Origin of the sequence: Geobacillus thermodenitrificans subsp. thermodenitrificans DSM 465 (genome assembly GCF_000496575.1) — a bacterium.
GTDB classification, from domain to species: Bacteria; Bacillota; Bacilli; order Bacillales; family Anoxybacillaceae; genus Geobacillus; species Geobacillus thermodenitrificans.
The window spans coordinates 136,196-153,887 of sequence record NZ_AYKT01000005.1; the positions used below are offsets into that span (position 1 = coordinate 136,196).

The following is a 17,692-nucleotide window of genomic DNA, read 5'->3' on the forward strand; positions in this document are numbered from 1 at the left end:
AAGCCGCTATTGCCCGTCCAAGCCAAGCAACAGCGGTTTCACATTCATCCATTCACCAAACCCGCACAAGGAAGAAGGGGACTTACAAGCAACGCCCCCTTTCATCACTCTATATACGCACGGAACGACCGTATGAGGGTTCCCTTTGTATCTCTGTTGAAGACAGACGAACTGTTAGTTCAGCTGTGCCGCCGCATGATTAAAAGCAGCGCTTTTTGACCATCTAAGCGGAGAACAAGGCAGCCGGATTGCGGACAAACATTTGCTCAAGCTCTTCGTCACGGATTCCTTCTTTTTTCAATATAGGGAGGATGTTCACAAACAAATGCTCCACATGCCAGTTTTTCATCATCTCGGCAAACGGCTCCGGCAGCGCAAACGGTCGACCGAGCCAAAGATTGACCGTATCGTGTGACAGCATGATTTGATGAGCATACCCATCGCGCAGCAAAGCAAGCAAAGTACGAACCCGTTCTTCATCCATCGGAGCGCCGACCATCCCTTGAATGCCGAAACGGTCAAAAGCAATGTATACGCCGTAAGCAAGCGTCTGACGGTGGTAATCTAAGTCGGTATTGCCACACATATGGCCGATGACAATTTTTTTCGGATCGGCGCCATGCTCAAGCAGATAGGCGGCTTGTTCCGGCCCCATCGTTCCTTCTTGCGTGTGGGTGATGATGACCGCACCCGTTTCTTTTTGCGCGCGGGCGGCGGCGCGGAAAAACAGTTTCTCATACTCGGTAATGCGCCCTTTGCTCGAGGCTAGCTTGATGACACCGGCTTTGATTCCCGTATCGGCAATCCCTTCTGTCAATTCGGTCATAAACATGCCATAAATATCGTCCTCGGCCGTCCCGAGCAGCTGGCGAAATTTGAAATACGGAGGCGCCCCTTCCCCTTGATAGTAATAACCGGTGGCGCAAATGATGTTCAGTCCAGTTTCTTCAGCGACACGTCGCAAAAACGCCGGGTTGCGCCCGCAGTCGTTCGGCGTTGGGTCGACGACCGTTTGGATGCCGTGCCGTTTCATTTTCTCCGCCACTTCTATCGCCACGCAAAGTGCTTCGTTCTCGCGGAATGGGCCATGTGTCACATCGCCTTGAAATCCCGGATAGCCGAAAAGAAAATGTTCATGGATGAGCGTTTTGCCAAGCTGATCCGCCGCCACAGGGCCAACGACTGTCTCCACCATCCTTGCCATTAGGTGTTCGCCCCTTTCCCCGCTTTTTCATATTCTTCTTCCTGCAATTTCCGCCAAAGCAGCTTGCCACTTGATGTCATCGGCAGCGATGTGCGGAACTCGACGAGGCGCGGATATTTGTACGCCGCCATTTGCGTTTTGGCCCACTCGATGATCTCTTCTTCTGTCACGTTGCCAACGTAATCGTCATGAAGAACGATAAACGCTTTGACCGTTTCACCACGGCGCGGATCCGGCACGCCGACGACGCAAGCTTGTTGGACGGCTGGATGTTTATAAAGGAGCGACTCGACTTCGGTCGGCCACACTTTATACCCAGAGGCGTTGATCATCCGTTTGACGCGGTCGACAATGAAGAAATAGCCTTCCTCGTCCATCCGCCCGATGTCACCGGTGCGGAAAAACCGTTTTCCGTCTAATTCCATGAATGCTTCTTCCGTTTCCTTTTCGCGCCGATAATAGCCGAGGAACACTTGCGGGCCATGGACGACGATTTCGCCAACTTCACCAACGCCAAGCTCCCGGCCAGTTACTGGGTCGATGATGCGTGCGTCAACATCAAACGCTGGAACGCCGAGGCATTGCAACTTCGGCCGGTCTGGCGGATTGAAATGTGTCTGTGAAATCGTCTCGGTTAACCCATAGCCTTCAAAGTAGCGGACACCGGTGAGCTCAAACAGCTTTTCCCCCACCGCTTCTGGTAGCGCCGCCCCGCCGCCGGAAATGCTCGCAAGCGATGAGATATCGTAACGGCCGAGCGCTGGGTTGGCTAAAAAGTCGATGAGCATCGTACTAATATTCACCCAATGAGTGCATCGGTACCGCTCGATGAGCTGCGCAGCCGCCTCCCGATCCCAACGCGTCATGAGCACGATCGACGAGCCAGCAAAAATCGGCACATGCATGCTATGCACCATCCCGGTGACGTGGAAAAACGGCAATGTGGCTAATGCGACGGAATCGCTCGTCACATTGCTCCAATAATAGGCGCCAACTGTGTTAGCGTTCACCGTTCGATGCGGATGGATGCAGCCTTTTGGCACCCCAGTTGTTCCGGATGTGTACGGCAAGACTGCGATATCATCGACATGACCGTGATATGGAAGTGGCGGCAAGCCAGCATCAAGACAATCAGTCCATAACAAAAGGCGCTCATCCCTAATCATCTGCCGCGGCGCTGCCACTTCAACGGGCAAGGCAACCGGCGACTCATCGGACGCATAATCGGCGTACGCAGCCACAATGACGTGCTCAAGCGGCGTCCGGCCGAAAAGAGGAACGACTTTGTCAAGCAGTTCCTGTCCAACAATCCCCACTTTCGTTTCACAATCGTTGATGTAAAAGGAAAGTTCTTCTGAGGTGTTCATCGGATTGATCGGTACGACAATCGCTTCGGCGCGCAAAATGGCATAGTAGGAGATGATAAACTGCGGAGAATTTTGCATATACAACAAAACGCGGTCGCCTGGTTCGACGGACAACTTTTGCTGCAAGCAGCCGGCAAGTGCATTCACATCATCGAGCAGCCGTTTGTACGAATACGCGGCTCCATAGTAATAAATCGCCGTTTTGTTTGGGTAGCGCTTCGCCGTTGTTGCCAAATGATCGACCAACGTCGTTTCCGGAACGGTTAACGTTTTCGACAGACGCTTCGGCCAGTATGGGTAGTGACGTGTATTCATGAAACCCCTCCCCCTTTTCAAACGACGGCCCCACGAGGGCAACCGCCGTTTTCAGAAATCGATGAACAAAACTACCGATACACCTAGACCTTAACTACACCGCTTACTAACCGGTTAGTATGTAAACTGTTACTTTTTATTGTAATCAGTCATAGAGATAATTTCAATAACATTCAGACAAATCCGAATAAAAAGTACGCCAACTACAATAGTTGGCGCAGCACCGGCACACACGCTGATGTCGAAGCAACAATGACATCGGCATCATCTGGCTTCGCCAAACCATGCGCGTCGATCAACATTGTCCGGCAGCCGAGCTCGCGGGCTGGAGCAATATCATTGCCGATATTGTCGCCGACGCAAAGCATTTGCCTATAATCAACACCAAAGCGCATGTGGATGGCTTCCAAATGAACAGCCGTTTTGAGCGGCTTAGCCGCTTGGAAAATTTTATAATCGAATACATCCGCCAACCCAAGCTTCCGCAAAATCGCTTCACTATCCGGTTCTGGACTGTTCGTCATCAAGATGAGTGTCATTTTCTCGCGCAGCTTGGCTAGCGTCTCAACAAGCTCCGGCGTCCTGTTCATTTCAAACTCCGGGCTCATCATCCATTCGCGCGTCTCTAAAAACGCGGCATATGTGTCCTCGTTCGTCAGTCCGTAATGGCGGCCGATGGAACTTGGCACCCACCAAAGGTCACCGATGCTGAAAAATCGGTCCAAATCAATCGTTACCGCCCCCTGATAGAGCGCTTCGGCATCACGGGTTTCCAGCCGTTCGCCGCTCCAGCTGCACACCTCTTGAATAGTTCCTCTCTCCATCCATAAAATCAAATCTTCTTTTGTATCATACACACTGCCGATGCGAAGCGGATGACGCCCGGCAAGCACTGCCCGGTAATCATTCCAAAAGTGCGCCCGATCCGTTTCACCAAGCCGTTTCGCCACTTGTTCGGCGTAATAATCAAAATGCCCTGTTTCCTCGTATAACGTTCCATCTAGATCAAACACGACCGCTTTAATATTTGCCCCGTTCATCGTTCTGTTTGTCTCCTTTCCCCGCTCCTGTGGCCTTGATGCATTGAGCCATAAAGACTGCAATGCGGTTGCCGCAGGCCCGTTTCTATATTACAAAAGGGCGGCGAGGAAATGCAAATGTTGGAAATGAACGACAGACATCACGTTTTCCATTTCACTGAAACAGCTGCGGCAGTTGCTGCACGGCTGTATATATTCCCATATAAGCCATCAAGGCGACCACAATGGCTCCAAATACGGTAAGCCAAAGCGGATGGCGATAGTCGCCGACGATGTTTCGCTTATAGGCAGCGACAAGCATAACCCCAAGTGACAACGGGAGAATCAGTCCGTTTAGTGTTCCGGCTAAAATCAATGTTTTCACTGGACGGCCGATCAAGACAAATACGACTGTCGAAATCAGAATAAATAGCACAATGATCCAGCGGTGAAACCGATCCAAAACATGATGGAACGTGCGGATGAACGATACCGATGTGTAGGCCGATCCGACAACCGACGTAATGGCGGCAGCCCACATAACGACACCGAACAGCCGGTAACCGATTTCCCCAGCGGCCAGTCGGAACACCGAAGCTGGCGGATTGGTTTGATCAAGCGTCAATCCTTTGGCAACAACGCCTAACGCGGCCAAAAACAGCAACATGCGCATAAGCGAGGCGACACCGATCGCTGAGACTGCACTTTTTGTCACTTCCGCCAAACTTCCCTTCCCTTTGATGCCGGCATCGAGCAACCGATGCCCTCCAGCGAACGTAATATATCCGCCAACCGTACCGCCGACAAGCGTCACAATGGCTAAAAAGTCGATTTTTTCGGGAACGACCGCCCGAACGGCCGCCTCGCCAAGTGGCGGCTTAGCTGTGAACACAACATACAGCGTCAGCGCAATCATGACAAATCCGAGTAATTGAGTAAAACGGTCCATTGCCTTGCCAGCTTCGCGGACGAGAAAAATGGCGATGGCGATGATGGCACTCACGATTGCCCCAGTCTTTGGAGACATGCCAAACAACACGTTGAATCCGAGCCCAGCTCCGCCGATGTTGCCGATGTTAAAGGCGAGTCCGCCAAGGAGCACAAACGCCGCCAACACATACCCGAGGCCGGGCAGCACTGCGTTGGCAATATCTTGCGCCCGTCGCTCGGAGACAGCAATAATGCGCCAAATGTTCGCTTGGACGCCGATATCAAGCAAAATGGAAAGCAAAATGACAAACCCGAAACTGGCCGCCAGCTCGACGGTAAATACGGTCGTTTGCGTCAAAAATCCCGGGCCGATGGCCGATGTCGCCATGAGAAAGACCGCTCCGATCAGCACGCTGAGCCTGCTTTCTTTTTTGTTCATCGTCTCGTCTCCTTCCGCATCGCCTGAATAGCGATGCCTTCATTTTGTAACGCTTCATGCAGCCGCTTAGCAAACCGCACCGCCTGTTCATTGTCGCCGTGAAGACAAACCGTATCGGCTTCAATCGCCACCGCCGTCCCTTGCACTGAGCGGACATGCCGGTCACAAACCATCATGAGCACTTGCTTGACCGCTTCATCTTCATCGGCGATGATGGCCTGCGGGTCGCTTCGTGGTGTGAGCGAACCGTCAGCTTGATATGTGCGGTCGGCGAACACTTCACTCGCCGTCTGCAAGCCTTGCGCCTGTCCAGCGCGGATGAGCTCGCTACCCGCCAGGCCGTACAAGATGAGCGTCGGATCGACATCATATACCGCTTTGGCGATCGCTTCTGAAATCCTCGCATCTTTCGCCGCCATATTGTACAAGGCGCCGTGCGGCTTGACGTGCGTCATCACTCCCCCTTCCGCCTTGACGAACGCGGCCAACGCGCCGATTTGGTACACGACGTACGCATACACCTCCTCCGGTGACACAGCCATCATCCGACGTCCAAAGCCGAGCAAATCGGGAAACCCCGGGTGGGCACCGATGGCGACTCCATGACGGATGGCAAGCTGTACCGTTTGCCGCATGACAAGCGGATCGCCAGCATGAAATCCACAGGCAATATTGACAGAAGTGATATACGGCAAAATCTCTTCCTTTCCAAGCCGATACACACCAAAACTTTCACCAAAATCACAGTTCAAATCAATCGTTTTCATCTTTCTCCCCCCATTGGCGGCGAATGGCCGCAATCCAGCGGCCCAGCCGCCGCTGTTGTTCGATATAAAGCTGCACCGCTTCCTCCGGCGCAATCGGCTGAAATTGAATGCGGTCGCCTGGGCGCGCCTGTGCCAACACTGGCAAATCAGCTGCCGCCACTTGGGCGATGCGCGGATAGCCCCCTGTTGTCTGACTGTCAGCCATCAACACGATCGGCTGGCCGGATGTCGGCACTTGCACCGTGCCGAACACAACCGCTTCCGACACCATCTCCCGCTCGCGCCCAAGCACCAACGCCGGTCCAGAAAGCCTGTAACCAATCCGGTCGGACTGCGGTGTCACATGATAGCGGGCGGCAAAAAACTGCCTGCGGCTTTCTGGCGTAAACTCGCTATATTCCGGTCCTGGGACAGCACGCACCGTTTTCGTTTTTCCGTCGATATATCGACCGGCATCTGAAGAAAGTCCCCAACGAAATGGCTTACGAATGTTATGCTCACGTGCAGTGCCAATTGGAAGCACATCTCCAGGCTGGAGCGGGCGGCCCGACAAACCACCTAGCTGCGCTGGAACGTATGTGGAGCGACTACCCATAACAGACGGAACACCGATGCCTCCTGACACTGCGATATAGGCGCGCCACCCTGCCTGGCACACCCCAACCTTTAGGACATCTCCCGGCCGAATAATCACCGGTTTCCACATGGCCATCGGTTCTCCATTGAGCGTGCATGGGAAATCGCCGCCGCATACGGCGATGACCGTCTCGACGTGAAAACGAAGGGTCGGACCGGACATCGTTGCTTCGAGCACCGCCTCATCTCCCTCATTGCCAACAAGCGCATTGGCAAGGCGATACGCCCAAGCGTCCATCACCCCACCAACCGGCACACCGGCATTTCGATAGCCGATGCGCCCGCCATCTTGGACAGTTGTAAAAAATCCACCATCAATGACGTCCATCATCATGTTCCTCTCTCCAACGTGCAAATTCCTCAGCGGTAATCCGGCGAAACTCAACGATGTCACCCGCTGAAAGCAAGCTTGGTTTCTCCCGATGCGGATCAAACAGCCGAAGCGGTGTCCGGCCAATCAATTGCCAACCACCTGGCGTCGCGAGCGGATAAACACCCGTCTGTCCGCCGGCGATGCCGACCGAACCGGCAGGCACCGTTGTGCGCGGCACCGACCTCCTCGGCGTCGCCAAACGCGGTGATAAGCCCCCTAAATAGGCAAACCCGGGTGAAAAACCGATCATATAGACGCGGTAACGGCCCGAGGAATGAAGCGCCACCACTTCATCTTCCGTCATCCCATGAAAGCGGGCGACATCCGCTAAATCCGGCCCGAACTCGCCGCCGTAACAAACGGGAATGACGATGGTTCGCGTCGAATGGCGGGTGGCCTGTCCGGTCGATCCGATATTCTCGCGCAGCCAGGCACATACGTCAGCATAATTTCCGGCCACCACCGGATCATAATAGACGGTCAGTGAGGAAAACGCCGGCACGATTTCCTTGATGCCTTCTTTTCTCTCTCCCTGAAGCCGGGCTGCTGTTTCGTGAACGATATCGTTTACGGCTTCGTCAATGTAACTGGCAAATCGAACGGTCACCGCGTATTCGCATAACGGAAACAACGTGTATTCCATCGTTACCCCTTCCCTTGAAAACCAAGTTCACGTGAGATATCCATCGCCGCCTGCTTTAATAGCGGAACGATGCGCACCACATCATCGGGCGAAAAACGTGGTTCCGGACCGGCGACGCTCAACCCAGCAACCGCTGCCCCTTCATGGTTGAAAATCGGCACAGCAACAGCAGCAGAGTAGTTTTCCAGCTCAGAACAACTAACCGTATAGCCTTGATTCCGGCCTTCTTCTACCAATCGGCGCAACACTTGTTTGTCTGTCACCGTACATTTAGCGATTTTCACTAGTTCCACTTGTTCTAAATACCGTTCCCGGTCAACTTCATCCATAAACGCAAGCAAGACGCGCGGGCACGCCCCAGCATACAGCGGTGCACGCCGCCCAACTTTCGTATAGACGCGCACCGGTTCGGACGTCTCCACTTTTTCGATATACAGCGCTTCATCGCCGTCGCGGATGACTAAATTCACTGCTTCCTTCGTCTCCTCTTTCAGCCGCTCCATGACCGGCAGCGCCACTCGACGAATATCGAGCCGCTCGGCGACAAGCGCTCCGAACGTCAATAACGACAAGCCGAGTTCATACTGGTCGCCTTGTTTTTGCAAAAAGCCTAGCGCCACAAGCGACTGCGCCATCCGGTACACCGACGTTTTCGGCATCCGAAGCCGCGCAACCATCTCCGGCAGCGTTAACCGCTCGCAATCAAGAAACAAATCTAGCAGCTCTTTTGTTTTCAAAACCGTTTTATTCATGGCCTCTCCTTGTTCCGAATATCGGAATGATAATTCCGAAATATGAATTTTATTTAAATTATAACGAAAAGTCCAATTATTTTCTACAAAAAACAAACAGCGTCCGATAAATGGACGCTGTTGGCTTCAAGATAAACGTTTCAAAAACACATAACTCACTTTTTGATATTCCATCTTTTGCTCGTAAAAACGATGGGCATCGGTTCGCTGCAAACCGGACGATAACGAAACGATCCCGTAGCCATGCGCTTTCGCCCAATCGTGTACATACGACAACAACGCTTTCCCGTACCCTTTCGACCGCTCGCTCGAAGCGGTGACCAAATCACACACCCAAATAAAACGACCATTATAGAGTGTGATCATCGGCATGAATCCGATGACAGCAACCATTTTATCTTGATCATATAAGGCCACTAGCTTGTACCCTTCTTTTTCTTTCGCTTCACGCACAAGCGCGACATACGTTTCCTCATCTAAGTGAGTGCGCAGCTCACGCATGACTGGAAAAGCGCTTCTCACTTCCTCTTCAGTTTCAAGCCAAACGAATTGTGGCACGGTTTCCATCCCCCTTCTCTATTTATGCAATTAATTATATCTATGTTTATCCAAAAATGGAAGAATAAGATTCCCCCACCCCCGCTTCCCCGGAAAGCGGATCGTCCTGCTCGTACGTAAAAAGCATAACGAACCGCGGGACCGGTTGGGCACATTGAATCGCTTGTTGCCAAAAGCAAACAAGGAAGCGCGCTTTGAAGACGCTTCCTTTCTTTTCTTTATCCGTAAACGTTGAGCAGCCAAGACCTTCTTCCTAGTAAAACGGCTGGCCACTCCCATCACGTTCACACTTGCGCACCATCGCCCAGCCTAGCCAACACAGCCGGCAATGCGTCAATGACGTCAGAAGCCAAGACGTCCCACAGTGAATGACCGTTTTGCACAAGCCAATCAGCTGCTTGGCCGTGGACGAACACAGCATTATTCACCGCCGGCTGCACCGCCTCATGCTGCAACAAAAACGCCGCCACGATGCCAGTCAACACATCGCCGCTTCCCCCCTTAGCCAACGCCGGGTTGCCGGTCGCGTTCACATATTGCGCCCCGTCTGGCGTGGTGACAATCGTATACGGCCCTTTTAAGACGACATACACACCATATTCCATAGCCAGCCGCTTCGATACGCCAAAGCGGTCATGCTCCACTTCGCGAATGGAACGATGGACAATGCGCGCCATCTCTCCCGGGTGCGGGGTAATCACCGTCGGGGCGCTCCGTTCGCGCACTCGTTCGGCGTAGTCATCCCAAAAAAACAAAGCGTCTGCATCAATGACAAGCGGCACTGGCTGGCGCACAAGTTCGCTCACTAAGCGTCGCACTCCTTCCGTTCGCCCCATTCCCGGGCCGATGGCCATCGCGTCGATATCAAGCCCAGCCCAATCAGCCACGCCAGCAAATGCGCCACCCTCTGCCGGCCATAACCGGTACATCGCCTCCGGCACACGGCTGGCAACTGCCTCGTACACCGTTTCCGGAACGGCCATCGTCACAAGCCCGGCCCCGCTGCGAAGTGCCGCTTTCGCTGTCATCGTTACCGCCCCGCTCATCTCCTTAGATCCGCCGACAATGAGCAGCTTACCGTGCGTTCCTTTATGCGATGACCGTTTTCGCTTCGGCATTGTCTGCACCACATCGCTATGTTCCCACAAAAACCGGGCATCTGTCTTCACCTGCACCGCTAGCGGCGGGATGCCGATATCGACCACAGCGATCTCTCCGTAATAATCCGCCGCAGGAAACGTATACGCCCCAAGCTTCGGACATTGGACGGTAAGCGTCGCATCAGCACGAATGGCGGTGCTGACATCGCCTCCATCAGCCGGCACCCCGCTTGGCACATCGATCGCGTATACCGTTGCGGACGTGCGATTCACTTGCTCAATGATTTCTTTATACGGCAGGCGCACGTCTCCTTTGATGCCAATGCCAAGGAGCGAGTCAATGATGACGTCGTAATGTGGCACGTGTGCCGCAAACGCTCGTTCATTCCCCTCATAAGCTATCCAAGAATACCCCGACCGCTCGTACACCTCAAGCGCCGTGCGCGCCGCGCCTTTCACCTTCTCTTGCAGCGGCACGAGCCATACATCGGCGTCATAACCATAACTTTTCAACATGCGTGCAATGACCAATCCGTCGCCGCCGTTATTGCCCGTCCCGACGAGCACCGCCACCCTAGCCGTGTGTGGAATTCGCTCTTTCAACACCCGAAACAGTGCCTGCCCAGCGTTTTCCATCAACGAGTCATCACGAATGCCGATCCGCTCGGCCACTTCTCGGTCAATGGCGTACATTTCATCAGCCGTTACGATCGGAATCATTGCCCATTCCCCTTTCCATTTCCATCCCTATTGTTTAGTGTACAATTTTTCCAAGCGAAAGACGAGCACAAATATTTTCTCTAGAAGCGCAACGATGTAAACGTTTCCTGAAGAATCCGAATGGAAAATACATATTGACAACACATAGCTGTCGCATTATCATGAATTTCATAAAAATTACATACAGCAAACCGCTTATCAAGAGTGACTGAGGGAACAGGCCCAATGACGTCCGGCAACCTCCCCTTGAGGGAACGGTGCTAATTCCTGCAGAATGGCTTTCATTCTGAAAGATAAGTCGGGAGTTTACATACCACCGATGCCTCTTTCCGAATGAAAGAGGCATTTTTGTTTACCAAATTCTACCTATCAACACAAGGAGGATGGACATGATCGACATTCAAAACGTTACAAAGGTGTATACAACGAAAAAGAAACAAACCGTTGCGGTAGACAACGTATCACTTACGATTCGCGATGGTGAAATTTTTGGCATCATCGGCTACAGCGGCGCTGGAAAAAGCACGCTGCTGCGCTGCTTAAACGCCCTAGAACGTCCCACATCCGGCCGCATTCTCATCGATGGGATCGATGTAACAGCATTAGATGCCAAAGAACTGCGGCAAGTGCGCCAAAAAATCGGAATGATTTTCCAACACTTTTCTTTAGTTAGCTCGAAAACAGTATTTGAAAATATCGCCTTCGCCTTAAAAGCAGCTAAAAAACCGAAACCGGACATCGAAAAACGGGTCAATGAGCTGCTCGACATGGTCGGTCTATCCGACAAGCGGGACGCCTATCCGGCGCAGCTGAGTGGCGGGCAAAAACAGCGCGTCGGCATCGCCCGGGCACTCGCTAACAATCCGACCGTCCTGTTATGCGATGAAGCCACATCGGCGCTCGATCCGAGCACGACCAAATCGATTTTAGAACTGCTGAAAAAAATTAACCGTGAGCTCGGTATTACGATCGTCTTCATTACTCACGAAATGGAAGTGGTCAAACATATATGTGACCGCGTTGCCGTCATGCAAAACGGCAAAGTGATTGAACTCGGCACCGTTTATGAGCTGTTTACCCATCCGAAAGAAGAATTAACGAGATCGTTCGTCCATAGCGTCATGCATGTTGACTTGCCTGCACATTTACGGGAAACGCATACGGGGACGATCGTGAAAATTCAGTTTGAAGGCAAAAGCGCGACGGAAACAATCGTTTCCGATATGTTGCAACAATTTGAAGTAAAAGGAAATATTTTGCATGCCAAAATCGAGTATATCCAAGACAAACCGCTCGGTATTTTTGTGATGGAGCTGATCGGGAAAGAGGATGAAATTCAACGGGCGATGGATTATATCGCTAAACGGACGAACAGATTGGAGGTTGTTTCGCATGCTGCTTGATACATTACTAGGCCTGCTTCCGGAGTTGAATAAGGCGTTTTTCGAAACGATTTATATGGTGGCTATTTCCTTGTTTGTCGCGATCATTGTTGGATTGCCGCTTGGCGTTTTGCTGTTCGTCACCGACCGCGGCTTGTTTTTGGAACATGCCATTTTAAAATCCGTTCTCGGCTTTCTCGTTAACATGGTTCGATCGATTCCGTTTATCATTTTGCTTGTCGGTCTCTTACCGCTGACAAAGCTCCTCACGGGAACTACGATCGGACCGACAGCAGCCTCTGTTTCTTTATCGGTGGCGGCTATTCCCTTTTTCGCACGAATCGTGGAAACCTCGTTGCGCGAGATTGAAAAAGACGTTATTGAAGCAGCGGTGGCGGTTGGGGCGACGCCGTGGATGATCATTAAAGACGTGCTGCTCCCAGAAGCCCGACCGGGCATTGTACAAGGAATAACAATTACAACAATCAGTTTAGTCGGCTATTCCGCAATGGCCGGAATCGTGGGCGGCGGCGGTGTCGGCGATTTAGCCATTCGTTTCGGCTATTACCGCTATGACAATACGGTCATGATCACCACTATTGTTATTTTAATTTGCCTTGTCCAAGTCATCCAGTTTGCCGGCGACCGCATCGCTCGTCTTGTTGACAAGCGATAGGCCGCTTACTATTAAACTCACTCATAGGGAGGACTTCATGATGAAAAAATGGTTGATGGCGCTCACATTGCTTCTCGTGTTCGGCACTCTTGCCGCCTGCGGCAACAGCAGCTCCTCATCTGAGAGCAGCGCTGAATCGAAAGAGAAAAAAGAGTTGACAATCGGAGCGACTTCCGGTCCGTACAGTGATATGGTGAATAAGGCGATCAAGCCGATTTTGGAGAAAAAAGGGTATGAAGTAAACGTCGTCGAATTCAGCGATTATATCCAACCAAACTTGGCTTTAGCCAACGGCGACCTAGATGCAAACTTGTTCCAGCACAAAATTTATATGGAAAATTTCGCAAAAGAGCACAACTTGGACCTTTCGGAAGTCATCGTTGTACCGACCGCCCCAATGGGCATTTATTCAAACAAATTCAAATCACTTGATGAAGTGGCCGCCGGGAGCGAAATCGCCATCCCGAACGACCCGACGAACTTGGCGCGGACGTTGTTAATTTTGCAAGATCACGGCTTAATTAAACTCGACTCAGCCGTAAACCCGCTCACGGTGTCAGAAAAAGATGTCAAAGAAAATGTGAAACATCTCCAATTCAAGCCGATTGAAGCTGGCCAGCTGCCGCGCACGGTGGAAAGTGTTGATTTGGCAGCTGTCCCCGGCAACTTCGCCTTAGCGGCGAAAATGGATTTAACCGACGCCTTAGCGTTGGAAAACATGCCGGATGACTACCGGAATCGCATTGTTGTCAATACAAAAGATTTGAACCAACCGTTTGTCAAAGATCTCAAAGAAGCAGTCGAGTCAAAAGAATTTGAGAAAGTCATTGATCAAGAGTTTCGAGGGTTCGGCAAACCGAAATGGATGCTAGAACGAAACAAATAACACAACGATACGCCGCTCTGCATGGGCGGCATTTTCTTCTGTAGACGATGGGGATAAAAAAGCAGTATAGTAGAAGTGTTCCGTTTCATTTCGTTCCAAAAGAGGCGATCAATGTTGACATACATTGAAAAAGGAAGCAGCGAATACATCAAAGCAAGCGCATCATTATTTTTTGGCGGCTTTGTGACATTTGCCGTCCTGTACACGACCCAACCGCTGCTGCCGATTTTCGCTAAACAGTTTGACGTTTCCGCCGCAGCAGCGAGCTTAACCGTATCGGCATCGACCGGTACGCTTGCGGTTATGATGCTGATCGCCGCCAACTTGTCAGATCGAATCGGCAAAAAACGCGTGATGACAGTATCGATGTGGCTGACCTCGCTCCTTGCCATCGCAATGGCGTTCAGCCCAAACTTTGCGGTGCTGCTTGCAGCGCGTACCTTCATTGGCATCTCAGCAGCAGGCATTCCTTCATTGGCGATGGCCTATGTCGCTGAAGAATTCCACCCGGCAAGCGTCGGCAAAGCGATGGGGCTTTATATTAGCGGCACATCGATCGGCGGCATGGCCGGACGAATTTTGACTGGGGTGCTTACCGATCTTTTTTCATGGCGATGGGCACTTGGGATCATCGGCCTTCTTTCCCTAGCGCTTTGCCTCGCCTTCACCGCCCTTCTGCCTGCTCCAAGACAGGCACCCCAGCGGCGAAACAGCGACGAAGCAGCATGGCGGACGTACGCTGTCCATCTTCGCAACAAGCCGCTAATGGCGCTCGTTGTCCTTGGCTTTTTGTTTATGGGCGGCTTTGTGACGCTCTACAATTACATCAGCTTTTTGTTAAGCGAACCGCCGTATTCGTTCCGCCAGTCGGTGCTCGGGTTTTTATTTATTGTATATATCTTTGGCAGCTTCAGCTCTGTGTATATGGGGCGGAAGGCAGATGAGTACGGCCATGCGCGCACCCTTCGCCTTTCGGTGGCTGTAACAGCACTTGGAGCGTTTGTCACGCTCGCTCCTTCGGCACTCGTAAAAATAGCCGGTCTGGCGCTGTTTACGTTTGGCTTTTTCGGCTGCCATTCGATTGCAAGCGCTTGGATTGGGGAACGGACGCACATTCATAAAACGCAAGCGTCCTCCTTATATCTTCTTTTCTATTATTTAGGGTCAAGCCTCGCCGGAACGGCGGGCGGTTACGTTTGGGTTCACTTTCATTGGATCGGCGTCATCGCCTTTATTTTGGCATTACTCTCCTTATCTTACCCACTCATCCTGTTTGCGGAAAAACGGCGGCCATCACACGTAAGATGACCGCCGCTTCCATTACGGTTGCTTCGTAATGACTTGCAGCCCAAATTGCAGGCAATCTTCACAAATTGATGCCAGCGGTCCGTTAATGAGCCGCGGCTTTTCTTTCAAACAAAACGAACAGCGACCGTCGCACGCTTCTTGCGCTTCCAACGCCAAGGCCTCTTCCAGCTTTTCAAGAGGGAAGACGGAGAGCGCTTCATACACGTTATCAAGCAAATGGCTATCAATATAAGCACATTTGCCTTCCCAACGCAGTGCTGTCAATTTCGCCGCCACCGCCATCCCTTCGTAAAATCGACGGCGAGCTTCGTCCCCGCTCTGTTCGGCCATCGCAGCCACATCATCGGCAAACCGCTCAAGCGCCGCGGCCGTGCATTCATCCAGCCACCGTGTTGTCCCGTTTGTCATACTCCCCCTCCTTATATTTTTCCTTTCTAATACGACAAACAGGCACATTTTCCTTCCTCACTGCAGCGATTCATCTAGAAAACGGGCGCGCAACTCAGGGGGCGGCAGCTGACAACGGTCTTGCTTGCGGATGAGGCGGTGACGGCGGGCGGCAATTTGGTCATACACGAAGTCGCGGAGCAGCCGCGGAACGAGAAGTCCAGCCGCCGCCAGCCCATTCCATGGCCAGGCAAGGTGACGGCCGATGCGCAAAACGGCATCCGACTTGATATAATAACAACCGTCTTCGATGAGGACGACCGTATCTCTTCCTAGTACATTTCCCTTTTCCAACAACGCCCGACCGACGGTGCTTTGTTGCGCAGCAAAGCGGAACACCGCCTTCCGGTCACGCGCAGCGATCCACCACACACTGTCATGGCAAAACAAGCAGCCGCCATCAAAAAGAATGATGGGAGACACCTCACTCCCCCCTTATCGGCTATTGACCGGCTCAATGCAGGCGCTAATATCATTTTTCGGTGAATTGACAAGCGGCGCCACTTCGTACATTCGCATTTGTTCACTCGGATACGGCTGCAGGAACGATTTCAAATACTCGCTGTCATCAAAGCTTGGATCAAGCCAGTCTTCATGCCGCTCGAAAGGCAAAATGACCGGCATCCGATCGTGAATGGCCGCAACGAGTTTATTCGCCTTCGTTGTAATGATCGTGCACGTTTCCAGTGGCCCGCTTGGCCCGTCCCAGCGCTCCCACAGCCCAGCGAACGCAAACGGTTCGTCCGTTGCGAGCGTGAACCGATACGGCACTTTTTTTGTCCCCTCTTTTTTCCATTCATAAAATCCATCGGCTAAAATCAAACAGCGTCGCCGCTTGAACGCATGGCGGAAGCTCGCTTTCTCATCGACCGTTTCCGCTCGCGCGTTGATCATTTTCGCCCCGATGCGAGCATCTTTCGCCCAAAACGGGATAAGCCCCCAGCGCATCATTTTGCCGACTCGCTCCCCTTCTTCGGCCACAACCGTCAACACTTCCTGGCTGGGAGCGATGTTAAAGCGCGGGGCGAGCGAGCCCTGATAACGAAAACGAAATAGGGCTTGCAATGTCGTTAAATCCGCAATAAGTGTAAACCGGCCGCACATGTTCTTCGCTCCTTTTTATGATGTTGTTTCAGGTATAAAAAAGCGACCGAGAGCAAACCTCGGCCACCTTAAGGAGATGGCGATTCCAATGAACGCAAAAATGCCAATACCCGTTTTGTATATTCTTCTCTATATAACGAGAAGCTTTTCACATGATCTGCTTTTTCCGTCAGCCATAGTTGAAAAATATCTGGATGGGTATCATACAACTTCATACTTTCTTCGTACGGGATCGAACGGTCATCTTTACTGTGGATGAACAACACCGGCCTTGGTGCCACATCGTTAACCGCGTGAATCGGCGAAGATAATCTTAAATCCAAATCAGCCAACGCCGGCACAATCGCCAAAATTAAATACGTAAACGGCACATCAGGCAAATGCGTCCATACGGGCATGTTGGCGCGCAAATACGATTCCAAGTCACTGAACGGGCTATCAGCAATCACCCCACGAACATCACGATCCTCTGCTGCTGCCAAAATCGACGTCGCCGCTCCCATCGAGATGCCATACAAAGCGACCGGCTCGCGGTAATGTTGTTTTGCGTAATCAATGACGCCAAGCAAATCCTCTTTCTCTTTCACACCGATCGTAATCATCTCTCCGTCCGACTCGCCGCTGGCACGGAAATCAAATAAAATGACGCGGTAGCCTTCCGCCGCCAACCGCTTGGCAAGCAGCAAAAACGGAACGTTCTTCTGAATGCGGTTGCCGCCGTACCCATGGGCAAAAACGACTGTCATGCGCGCCGGTTTCTGCGGCGAAATGACCCAGCCTTTGAGCGCTGTCTCCCCGTCTTTGCTTGTAAAGATGACATTTTCATACACCATCCCGTAGTCGTTCGGCGCCTCGGTAATCGGCTGGCGCTCTTTATGAGTCAGCTGCCAGCCGACATAAACGGACAAACCGATGCAAGCCAGCACCCCGAGCGCAACAATGGCAAGCGACAACGGAATCCAAACACGCCGTATAGGACGATGTGATGCGCGGCCTAATTCCATCGCTTCCTCTCCTCATTCGTTTTTTCATTCTATCCACTACACGTGACCCTCTTCTCTCCTCT

Annotated in this window: 18 protein-coding genes and 1 riboswitch; of the genes, 4 read left to right on the forward strand and 14 right to left on the reverse strand. The window is 52.1% G+C overall.

The genetic code is table 11. The annotated features are described in order from the left end of the window. Positions 1-223: 223 nt before the first annotated feature. From DSM465_RS0105930 to DSM465_RS0105975, 10 genes are all read right to left on the reverse strand, one after another. On the reverse strand, positions 224-1,204 hold the full coding sequence (locus DSM465_RS0105930) for a phosphotriesterase family protein (protein WP_008879358.1): 981 nt from the start codon (positions 1,202-1,204) through the stop codon (positions 224-226). Continuing rightward, positions 1,204-2,886, reverse strand: a complete 1,683-nt coding sequence (locus tag DSM465_RS0105935) for a long-chain fatty acid--CoA ligase (RefSeq protein ID WP_008879359.1) — start codon at positions 2,884-2,886, stop codon at positions 1,204-1,206. The genes DSM465_RS0105930 and DSM465_RS0105935 overlap by 1 nt, the downstream gene beginning before the upstream one ends. Before the next feature lie 203 nt (positions 2,887-3,089). Beyond that, complete coding sequence (locus DSM465_RS0105940) at positions 3,090-3,926, reverse strand: HAD family hydrolase (protein ID WP_029760887.1); 837 nt, start codon at positions 3,924-3,926, stop codon at positions 3,090-3,092. Between the two features lie 154 nt (positions 3,927-4,080). After that, the gene (locus tag DSM465_RS0105945) at positions 4,081-5,274 is read right to left on the reverse strand and encodes an NRAMP family divalent metal transporter (protein ID WP_008879361.1); all 1,194 of its coding nucleotides are present in this window, start codon (positions 5,272-5,274) and stop codon (positions 4,081-4,083) included. Then, entirely contained in the window at positions 5,271-6,041 is a 771-nt protein-coding gene (locus tag DSM465_RS0105950; RefSeq protein ID WP_029760888.1) for a LamB/YcsF family protein, read from the reverse strand. The genes DSM465_RS0105945 and DSM465_RS0105950 overlap by 4 nt, the downstream gene beginning before the upstream one ends. Next, on the reverse strand, positions 6,028-7,008 hold the full coding sequence (locus DSM465_RS0105955) for a 5-oxoprolinase subunit C family protein (RefSeq protein ID WP_029760890.1): 981 nt from the start codon (positions 7,006-7,008) through the stop codon (positions 6,028-6,030). The genes DSM465_RS0105950 and DSM465_RS0105955 overlap by 14 nt, the downstream gene beginning before the upstream one ends. After that, positions 6,992-7,693, reverse strand: a complete 702-nt coding sequence (gene pxpB / locus DSM465_RS0105960; protein ID WP_029760891.1) for a 5-oxoprolinase subunit PxpB — start codon at positions 7,691-7,693, stop codon at positions 6,992-6,994. Before pxpB ends, DSM465_RS0105955 begins: the two co-directional genes overlap by 17 nt. A gap of 2 nt (positions 7,694-7,695) precedes the next feature. Next, positions 7,696-8,445, reverse strand: coding sequence for an IclR family transcriptional regulator (locus DSM465_RS0105965; RefSeq protein ID WP_008879365.1), 750 nt, complete (start codon positions 8,443-8,445; stop codon positions 7,696-7,698). Positions 8,446-8,571: 126 nt separating this feature from the next. Beyond that, the gene (locus DSM465_RS0105970) at positions 8,572-9,012 is read right to left on the reverse strand and encodes a GNAT family N-acetyltransferase (protein WP_011887287.1); all 441 of its coding nucleotides are present in this window, start codon (positions 9,010-9,012) and stop codon (positions 8,572-8,574) included. 275 nt (positions 9,013-9,287) lie between these two features. Next, positions 9,288-10,823 carry a bifunctional ADP-dependent NAD(P)H-hydrate dehydratase/NAD(P)H-hydrate epimerase gene (locus DSM465_RS0105975; RefSeq protein WP_029760892.1) on the reverse strand — a complete coding sequence of 512 codons (1,536 nt, stop codon included), beginning with the start codon at positions 10,821-10,823 and terminating at the stop codon, positions 9,288-9,290. A 192-nt stretch (positions 10,824-11,015) separates the two neighbouring features. Next, positions 11,016-11,123, forward strand: a riboswitch (SAM riboswitch). Positions 11,124-11,212: 89 nt separating this feature from the next. Between DSM465_RS0105975 and DSM465_RS0105980 the strand changes: the two genes are divergently transcribed. The 4 genes from DSM465_RS0105980 (at position 11,213) to DSM465_RS0105995 (ending at position 15,075) form a co-directional block, all read left to right on the forward strand. Then, positions 11,213-12,226, forward strand: a complete 1,014-nt coding sequence (locus tag DSM465_RS0105980; protein WP_011887285.1) for a methionine ABC transporter ATP-binding protein — start codon at positions 11,213-11,215, stop codon at positions 12,224-12,226. Continuing rightward, the gene (locus tag DSM465_RS0105985) at positions 12,216-12,881 is read left to right on the forward strand and encodes a methionine ABC transporter permease (protein ID WP_011887284.1); all 666 of its coding nucleotides are present in this window, start codon (positions 12,216-12,218) and stop codon (positions 12,879-12,881) included. Before DSM465_RS0105980 ends, DSM465_RS0105985 begins: the two co-directional genes overlap by 11 nt. A 40-nt stretch (positions 12,882-12,921) precedes the next feature. Then, complete coding sequence (locus DSM465_RS0105990; RefSeq protein ID WP_172437897.1) at positions 12,922-13,767, forward strand: MetQ/NlpA family ABC transporter substrate-binding protein; 846 nt, start codon at positions 12,922-12,924, stop codon at positions 13,765-13,767. A 114-nt stretch (positions 13,768-13,881) separates the two neighbouring features. Then, complete coding sequence (locus DSM465_RS0105995) at positions 13,882-15,075, forward strand: MFS transporter (protein ID WP_029760893.1); 1,194 nt, start codon at positions 13,882-13,884, stop codon at positions 15,073-15,075. A gap of 12 nt (positions 15,076-15,087) precedes the next feature. On the opposite strand, the gene DSM465_RS0106000 is transcribed toward DSM465_RS0105995, so the two are convergent. The 4 genes from DSM465_RS0106000 to DSM465_RS0106015 form a co-directional block, all read right to left on the reverse strand. Further along, positions 15,088-15,483 (reverse strand): ClpX C4-type zinc finger protein, encoded by a 396-nt coding sequence (locus DSM465_RS0106000; RefSeq protein ID WP_008879374.1) that lies wholly within the window; start codon positions 15,481-15,483, stop codon positions 15,088-15,090. A gap of 57 nt (positions 15,484-15,540) precedes the next feature. Further along, positions 15,541-15,945, reverse strand: a complete 405-nt coding sequence (locus DSM465_RS0106005; protein WP_029760895.1) for a thiol-disulfide oxidoreductase DCC family protein — start codon at positions 15,943-15,945, stop codon at positions 15,541-15,543. A gap of 12 nt (positions 15,946-15,957) precedes the next feature. Next, positions 15,958-16,626, reverse strand: coding sequence for an SOS response-associated peptidase (locus tag DSM465_RS0106010; protein WP_029760897.1), 669 nt, complete (start codon positions 16,624-16,626; stop codon positions 15,958-15,960). Positions 16,627-16,694: 68 nt separating this feature from the next. Then, a complete protein-coding gene (locus tag DSM465_RS0106015) occupies positions 16,695-17,630 on the reverse strand; it encodes an alpha/beta hydrolase (RefSeq protein WP_029760898.1) in 936 nt (311 codons plus the stop codon). Positions 17,631-17,692 lie beyond the last annotated feature (62 nt).